Source organism: Paraburkholderia sp. CNPSo 3274 (assembly GCF_024206475.1).
In the GTDB taxonomy this organism is placed as follows: Bacteria; Pseudomonadota; Gammaproteobacteria; order Burkholderiales; family Burkholderiaceae; genus Paraburkholderia.
Genome location: NZ_JAMBPR010000082.1, coordinates 25630 through 32699 on the forward strand (window position 1 = coordinate 25630; position 7070 = coordinate 32699).

7 protein-coding genes are annotated in these 7070 nt (G+C 65.9%); 3 read left to right on the forward strand and 4 right to left on the reverse strand.

Annotated elements, in window-relative coordinates:
• Positions 1–34 precede the first annotated feature (34 nt).
• The 3 genes from M3I54_RS36690 to M3I54_RS36700 are packed head-to-tail and all read right to left on the reverse strand — an operon-like array spanning position 35 to position 3581.
• Complete coding sequence (locus M3I54_RS36690; protein WP_254344605.1) at positions 35–1165, reverse strand: acyl-CoA dehydrogenase family protein; 1131 nt, start codon at positions 1163–1165, stop codon at positions 35–37.
• A 41-nt stretch (positions 1166–1206) separates the two neighbouring features.
• Positions 1207–2754 carry an acyl-CoA synthetase gene (locus M3I54_RS36695; protein ID WP_254344607.1) on the reverse strand — a complete coding sequence of 516 codons (1548 nt, stop codon included), beginning with the start codon at positions 2752–2754 and terminating at the stop codon, positions 1207–1209.
• Positions 2733–3581, reverse strand: a complete 849-nt coding sequence (locus M3I54_RS36700) for an IclR family transcriptional regulator (protein ID WP_254344609.1) — start codon at positions 3579–3581, stop codon at positions 2733–2735. Before M3I54_RS36700 ends, M3I54_RS36695 begins: the two co-directional genes overlap by 22 nt.
• 340 nt (positions 3582–3921) lie before the next feature.
• Here M3I54_RS36700 and M3I54_RS36705 point away from each other — a divergent pair, with 340 nt between their 5' ends.
• Genes M3I54_RS36705 through M3I54_RS36715 form a run of 3 tightly spaced genes read left to right on the forward strand, consistent with a single transcriptional unit; the run spans position 3922 to position 6706 of the window.
• Positions 3922–5115 carry a thiolase family protein gene (locus M3I54_RS36705; RefSeq protein WP_254344611.1) on the forward strand — a complete coding sequence of 398 codons (1194 nt, stop codon included), beginning with the start codon at positions 3922–3924 and terminating at the stop codon, positions 5113–5115.
• 34 nt (positions 5116–5149) lie between these two features.
• Positions 5150–5929: an SDR family NAD(P)-dependent oxidoreductase gene (locus tag M3I54_RS36710; RefSeq protein ID WP_028208365.1), complete on the forward strand. Its 780-nt coding sequence runs from the start codon at positions 5150–5152 to the stop codon at positions 5927–5929.
• 12 nt (positions 5930–5941) lie between these two features.
• Positions 5942–6706 (forward strand): crotonase/enoyl-CoA hydratase family protein, encoded by a 765-nt coding sequence (locus M3I54_RS36715; protein ID WP_254344614.1) that lies wholly within the window; start codon positions 5942–5944, stop codon positions 6704–6706.
• A gap of 13 nt (positions 6707–6719) precedes the next feature.
• Here M3I54_RS36715 and M3I54_RS36720 read toward each other — a convergent pair.
• Positions 6720–7070, reverse strand: a 351-nt coding sequence (locus M3I54_RS36720; RefSeq protein ID WP_254344616.1) for a class II aldolase/adducin family protein, incomplete at its 5' end; no start/stop codon positions are given.

Below are 7070 nucleotides of genomic sequence, written 5' to 3' on the forward strand. Positions count from 1 at the left end.
CTGCCTGCTTCCTGGTGAGTCGATTAACGCGCCTTCACAGCGTGCGCGCGATGATTTCCTTCATGATCTCGTCGGTGCCGCCGTAGATGCGCATCACACGCGCGTCCACCCACGCGGTGCCCACCACATACTCGGACATGTAGCCGTAACCGCCGTGCAACTGCAGGAATTCGTCGAGCAACTGGTTTTGCAGTTCGGTGGCGTTGAGCTTCGCCATGGCGGCGTCAAGGGGCGAAAGCTCGCGCCGCAGATGCCGCGCAATGCAGTGATCGACGTAGGTGCGCACCATCTCCGCCTTCGCGCGCGCATGCGCGAGCTTGAAGCGCGCATTCTGGAAATCGAAGATGGCCTGTCCGAACACCTTGCGATCGCGCGTATAGCGGATCGTGCGCTCGAGCATGCCCTCGATCGACGCGGCAGCGCGCACCGCGATCACGAGCCGCTCTTGCGCCAGTTCGCGCATGAGATACGAGAAGCCCTGGTTCTCTTCGCCAAGCCGCTGCGTGACGGGCACGCGCACGTCCTCGAAGAAAAGCTCGGATGTGTCTTGCGCGCGCAGGCCGATCTTGTCGAGCTTGCGGCCCTTGCTGAAGCCAGGCGTGCCTTGTTCGACCACGATCAGCGAAACGCCCTTGCCGCCCAGTTCGGGCGCGGTCTTGCACACCACCACCACGAGGCTCGCATTCTGTCCGTTCGTGATGAAGGTCTTCTGGCCGTTGATGACGTAGTGGTCTGCGTCTTTGCGCGCGGTCGTGCGCACCGATTTGAGATCGCTGCCGGTGCCCGGCTCGGTCATGGCGATGGCGCCGATATGCTCGCCGCGCGCGAGCTTCGGCAGCCACTCGCGCTTTTGCGCCTCGCTGCCGTACGCGAAGATATAAGGCGCGACGATATCCGAATGCAGCGGAAAGCCGATGCCGCTCGCATTCACGCGTGCCAGCTCCTCGATCATGATGGCAGCGTGCCCGAAGTCGCCGCCGCCACCGCCGTACTCTTCCGGAATCGTGCAGCAAAGCAGCCCTTCCTCGCCCGCTCGCCGCCATATCGACTTCGGCACGATGCCGTCTTGTTCCCACTGATGATGGAACGGCACGATTTCGCGCTCGATAAAGCGCCGGGCCTGTTCGCGGAAAATCTCGTGATCGTCACGGAATACAGTGCGCATCGGGGGTGTCTCCAGATTCACTTGCTATTTCGTTATCCATATCAAACTGCGGGCTGGCGGTAGCGTTCCTTGAGAATGCGCCGTAGCAGCTTGCCGTTGTCGTGGCGCGGCAACGCCTCCTCGAATTCGATCGAGCGCGGCACCTTGATAGGCGAAAGGCGCTCGCGGCAAAACGCCATCAGCTCCTCGGCGAGCTGCGGGCTCGCGCCGTCGCGCTCGCGCGGCTGCACGATTGCTTTCACGGCCTCGCCGAACTCGGCGTGCGGCACGCCGATTACGGCGGCGTCGGCCACGGCGGGATGCTCGGCGAGCACGTTCTCGATCTCCTGCGGATACACGTTCACGCCGCCGCTGATGATGAGGTCCACGCGCCGGTCGCTCAGGTACAGATAGCCTTCGGCATCGACATGGCCGATGTCGCCGTAGGTCGCCCAGCCGTGGCGGTTGTAGACGCTGCGCGTCTTCGCCGGATCGTTGTGGTACTCGAAAGCGGGACCGCCTTCAAAAAACACGCGGCCAATCTCGCCCACGGGCAATTCGTGATCCTCGTCATCGATGATATGGATCTGTCCGTATTTCGAGCGACCCACCGAGCCGCGATGCGCGAGCCATTCGTCGGAGTCGATTGCCGTGAGGCCCACGCTTTCCGAGCCCGCGTAGTACTCGTAGATCACCGGGCCGAACCACGCGATCATCTGCTCCTTGATGTGCGGCGGGCAGGGCGCGGCGGCGTGGATCGCCACGCGCAAGCTGCGCACGTCGTATTGCGCGCGCGTGGTCTCGGGCAGATTCAGGAGGCGGATGAACATCGTCGGCACCCACTGGCTGTGCGTGACGCGGTAGCGCGCGATGGCGTCGAGCGCAGCCTCGGCATCGAACTTCTGCAGCACGATGGCGCGCCCACCCGTGTGCAGCATGCGCATGAGGTAGCGCAGCGGCGCGGCGTGATAGAGCGGTGCGGTGCTCAAGTAGACGGAATCGGCGTTGAAGCCGAAAGTCTTTCGCCATGCCGCGGTTTCGGTGTCGTCGGCATCGCGCTGCTCGAACGGCACGAGCGGCTTGCGGATGCCTTTGGGCAGGCCGGTCGTGCCCGAAGAATAGAGGAAGTCGCGTCCGCGCGGAAGAGGTGGCAACGGCGCGCTCGCATCGACCCCGGCGAGCGCCGCTTCGAACGAAGCGAAGCCGGGCAGCGTTTGCGCCGCACCAGCAACGAAGCAGGCGACGCCCTGCGCGGCGCCTTCAGCCACGAGTGTTGCGGCGAGTTCGTGCATGGCCTGCGAAACGATCAGCACGCGCGCGCCGCAGTCCTTCAAGACGTGCGCAGCCTCGCGTGTTTTCAACTGGATGCTGATTGGGGTGTAGTAGAGGCCGGCGCGCTCGGCGCCGATGGCGATGACGGCGAGCGCGGGGTGATTCTCGAACAGCAGTGCGATGCCGTCGCCGGGTTGCAGGCCAAGGCCGAGGAGCCAGTGCGCGATGCGGTCCGCGCGTTCGTCCAGCTCCTTGTAGGTGATGATCTGATTGAGTGCGGGGAAGCACAGGGCTTCCCGCGTGGGTGCTGCTACAGCTAGTTCGCGGACACGCTCCACGGTCTCGTCTCCATGTCATGCGCGGCCCCAGTCATGCTGCCGAGCGCTGCCTCCACGCGCCTGACGAGCGACATCAGCCGAGGGGCGATGTCGTCGGTCAGCTGGTTGCCGCTGATGTTGAAAACTGCAATCGAACAGCTAAAAACCCAATACTCATCGTCGATCGGGGCGGACAACGGAATCGCCACCGAATGGATCTCGCGCTGCATGTCGCCGTGCGAGAGCGTGCAGCCATGCGCGCGCAACTCCTGCTGCGCAAGCGCCAGGCGCTGCGCGAGCAACTCGCCCTTGGCGGGGTCGCGCGCCAGCGTTTCCTGCAAGTACTGCTCGCGCTCGGCGCCCGGCACGGTCCACAGATACGCGCGGCCCGACGCCGTGCGCGAAAGCGAGAGCCGCGTGCCCGTTTCCGAGCGGTACACCGCGCTGCCTTCGCCCTGAATCACTTCGGCGTACGCCATGTTCAGGCGGTAGCCCACCGCGAGCGTCACCTGGCCGTGGCAGTAGTCGGCCAGCTCCTGCATCATCGGCCGCGCGATCTGCCGGATCGTCATGCGGCCGAGCGCCGGGGCGGCGAGACTCAGCATCTCTGTGCCGAGCACATACTTCGAAATGCGCTCCGAATAGCGCAGCAGGCCGAACTCCGCGAGCGTGTTGATGAGCCGCAGCGCCGTGGGCTTGGGCAGCCCCGTGCGCTCGACCAGATCGCGCGCCGAAAGCTCCGCGTCTCCCATCGAAAAGCACTGCAGGATCCGGATGCCGCGCGCAAGCGCGCTCACGAGCTGCGAGTCGGCGGCGGCGTCGGTGCGGGAGTTGGCCTGATCGTTCATTTCGGGTCCTTCGTCGGGCTAAGGGCGCGCCGCGCCAGTGCGGCGCGCGGCAAACCCCGGATTCTAGCTTTCTGCTGCACGCCGCAACAATTTTTTAAGACGCCTGGCTCATTTTTTCGCCTTCGCGACTCCGCCGCTCGTCGCCGCGTGTTTCTGTCTCCTTTTTCGAACTCTCGGGCTCAAACTGTACAAACAGTGTTGCGGATTGCGAGCGAGAAATCAATAAAAATGATCCTGATGTACCAAAATATGTTAACCACTATTGAAATAGTCAGTTCGCGTGGTGTATTTTGATCCAAGCGAATCATTTTTCACGTCACTTCCAACCGTTGAGAGAGCCATGACCAACAGCGCGGTAATCGTCGACGCAGTGCGCAGCCCGATGGGCCGGACCAAGGCGGGCGGCGCTTTCGTCGACCTGCATCCTGTGGATCTGCTCTCGCAGGTTCTTCAGCAACTGATCGTGCGCAACGACCTCGACCCCGGCAGCGTGGACGACGTGATGATCGGCTGCGTGAGCCAGGTGGGCGAGCAGGCTTCCACGCCGGGCCGCCTCGCGTGGCTCGCGGCGGGCTTTCCGCAGCACGTGCCTTCCACCACCATCGAGCGCAAGTGCGGGTCGAGCCAGCAAGCGATCCATTTCGCGGCGCAGGCGATCATGGCGGGCGTGAACGAGATCGTCGTGGCCGGTGGCGTCGAGTCGATGAGCCGCGTGCCGATGGGCTCATCGCGCATCGGCCGCGATCCGTATGGCGCGCTGTACCACGCGCGCTATCCCGAAGGCATGGTCGGGCAGGGCGTGAGCGCCGATCTCGTGGCGCAGAAGTGGGCGCTCACGCGCGAGGCGCTCGACGCCTACTCGGCGCAGTCGCACCGTCGCGCCGATGCCGCGCGCGCCGCGGGCCAGTTCGCGCGCGAGATCGTGCCGATCGATGTGCCAGGCCCCGAAGGTGTGCGTCGCGTGGAACTCGACGAAACCATCCGCGCCGGCACGACCGTCGAACGACTCGCGGGCCTCGCGCCCTCGTTCGAGAGCGCCGAACTCGCGGCGCGCTTTCCTGGCATCCGCTGGAACGTGACGGCGGGCAACGCCTCGCAAATCGCCGATGGCGCCTCGGCGTTGCTCATCATGAGCGAGCAGAAAGCGGCGCAGTTGGGATTGAAGCCGCGTGCGCGCATTGTGTCGTTCGACGTCTGCGGCGACGATCCGCTGATGATGCTGACCGCACCCATTCCCGCCACGCAACGTCTGCTCAAGAAACGCGGCCTCACCATCGACGATATTTCGCATTTCGAAGTGAACGAAGCATTTGCCGCCGTGCCGCTCGCCTGGCAGAAGTCGCTGGGCGCGGACGCGGCGCGGCTGAACCCGGCGGGCGGCGCGATTGCGCTTGGGCATCCGCTCGGCGCCTCGGGTGCGCGCCTCATGACCACGATGCTCAACGCGCTCGAAGTAAGCGGCGGCCGCTACGGCCTGCAGACGATGTGCGAGGCGGGCGGCATGGCGAACGCGACGCTCATCGAACGCCTCTAAAGCGCCACCACGAACAACGAAGGAGAAACGACACATGGACGAACAGAACAAATTTGCCGGCACGGTGGCCGTGGTGACGGGCGGTGCTTCGGGGCTGGGCCTCGCGAGCGCAAAGCGACTGCTGGCAAAAGGCGCACAGGTCGTGATCGCCGACCTTGCCAGCTCGCGCGGCGCGGCCGTGGCCGATGAACTCGGCGCGCACGCGAGCTTCGTGCCCGCCGACGTGACGAGCGCCGACGACATGAACGCCGTGTTCGAGGCGGCCACGAAGCGCGGCACGCTGCGCTCGCTCGTGCATTGCGCGGGGCGTGGCGGCGCGGTGCGCCTGATCGAGAAGGACGGCTCGCCGGGCTCGCTCGAAGCCTATGAGAACGTGGTGCGGGTGAATCTCTTCGGCACCTTCAACGCGCTGCGCCTCGCGGCGGCGGCGATGGCGCGCAACGAGCCCGATGCGGGCGGCGAGCGCGGCGCTTGCGTGCTCACGGCTTCGGTCGCGGCGTACGAAGGGCAGATCGGGCAGGTGCCGTATGCGTCGTCGAAAGCGGGCGTGGTGGGCATGACGCTCGTGGCCGCGCGCGACCTGGCGAGCAAGGGCATACGTGTGTGTACGATCGCGCCGGGCCTGTTCGACACGCCGCTGCTCGCGCGGCTGCCCGAGGAGATTCGCGAATCGCTTGGCCGCATGGTGCCTTTTCCGCCGCGACTCGGTGAAGCCGATGAATTCGCCGCGCTCGCGCTGCACATTCTCGAGAATCCGATGCTCAACGGCGAGACCATCCGCCTTGACGGCGCGATTCGCATGCAGCCGCGCTGAGTGAGGCCGACCATGAGCGACGAATTGCTGATCGAGTCCCGCGACGGCATCCAGATCCTCACGATCAACCGTCCCGAGGCGCGCAATGCCTGCACGAAGGCGGTGGCCGAAGCGATCGCCGCCGCGCTGGACGAGCTGGAGCAGCGCGACGACCTGCGGCTCGCCATCATCACCGGCGCGGGCGGAACGTTTTGCGCGGGCATGGACCTGAAGGGCTTTCTCAAAGGCGAACGGCCGAGCCTGCCGGGCCGCGGCTTTGCCGGGCTCACTGAAGCGCCGCCGCGCAAGCCGCTCATTGCGGCGGTCGAAGGCTACGCGCTCGCTGGCGGATTCGAAGTCGTGCTGGCGAGCGATCTCGTCGTGGCCGCGAACAACGCGCAGTTCGGTCTGCCCGAAGTGAAGCGCGGGCTATGCGCTGCGGCTGGCGGATTGTTGCGTCTGCAACAGCAGTTGCCGGAGCGCATCGCCATGGAACTCGTGCTGACGGGCGACATGTTCGGCGCGCAACGGGCGTTCGAGTTCGGCCTCGTCAACCGTCTCACCGCGCCGGGCGAAGCGCTGGCGGGCGCGCTCGAACTCGCGCAGAAGATCGTGGCAAACGGGCCGCTCGCCGTGGCCGCGAGCAAGCGCGTGATGCGCGAGTCGCGCGACTGGTCCAGCGCGGAAATGTTCGCGCGTCAGCGCGAGATCACCGACCCCGTGTTCGCTTCCGCCGACGCGCGAGAGGGCTCGGCGGCGTTTGCGGAGAAGCGCCGGGTGGTGTGGCAGGGGAAGTAGTGCGCCCCTTTCGTCAAGCGTGTGTGAGTGTTCTTCGCAGGGCCGCGAAGAACAGCTCCGACTGCAATCGCTCGCCCTGAATCTGGTCGGCCACGCGCTGCGCGAGATCGGTCGCCACCGGTCGCAACGCTCGCCCGGTAGAACCCGCGAGCACCTGGGCGGCGCATGCGCGCTCCAGGTAATAGAGGTCGTCGAACGCGTAGTCGATGCGCTGGCCGCACACCACCACGCCGTGGTTCAGGACCGAGAACGCATGGGCCACGGAGCGCACGCTGAGACCCCGCGCGAATGGCCGCCAGGCAGGCGAGGTGCGCGGGCAGGGCGGGCGGGTCCAGCGTGCCGCCGGCGCCGGGCGGCGCAGGAA

What these genes read in the sequence shown, in the direction of transcription:
- M3I54_RS36690 (WP_254344605.1), bottom strand. Translation starts at nt 1,165, where the DNA reads ATGCGCACTGTATTCCGTGACGATCACGAGATTTTCCGCGAACAGGCC.
- M3I54_RS36700 (WP_254344609.1), bottom strand. Translation starts at nt 3,581, where the DNA reads ATGAACGATCAGGCCAACTCCCGCACCGACGCCGCCGCCGACTCGCAG.
- M3I54_RS36705 (WP_254344611.1), top strand. Translation starts at nt 3,922, where the DNA reads ATGACCAACAGCGCGGTAATCGTCGACGCAGTGCGCAGCCCGATGGGC.
- M3I54_RS36710 (WP_028208365.1), top strand. Translation starts at nt 5,150, where the DNA reads ATGGACGAACAGAACAAATTTGCCGGCACGGTGGCCGTGGTGACGGGC.
- M3I54_RS36715 (WP_254344614.1), top strand. Translation starts at nt 5,942, where the DNA reads ATGAGCGACGAATTGCTGATCGAGTCCCGCGACGGCATCCAGATCCTC.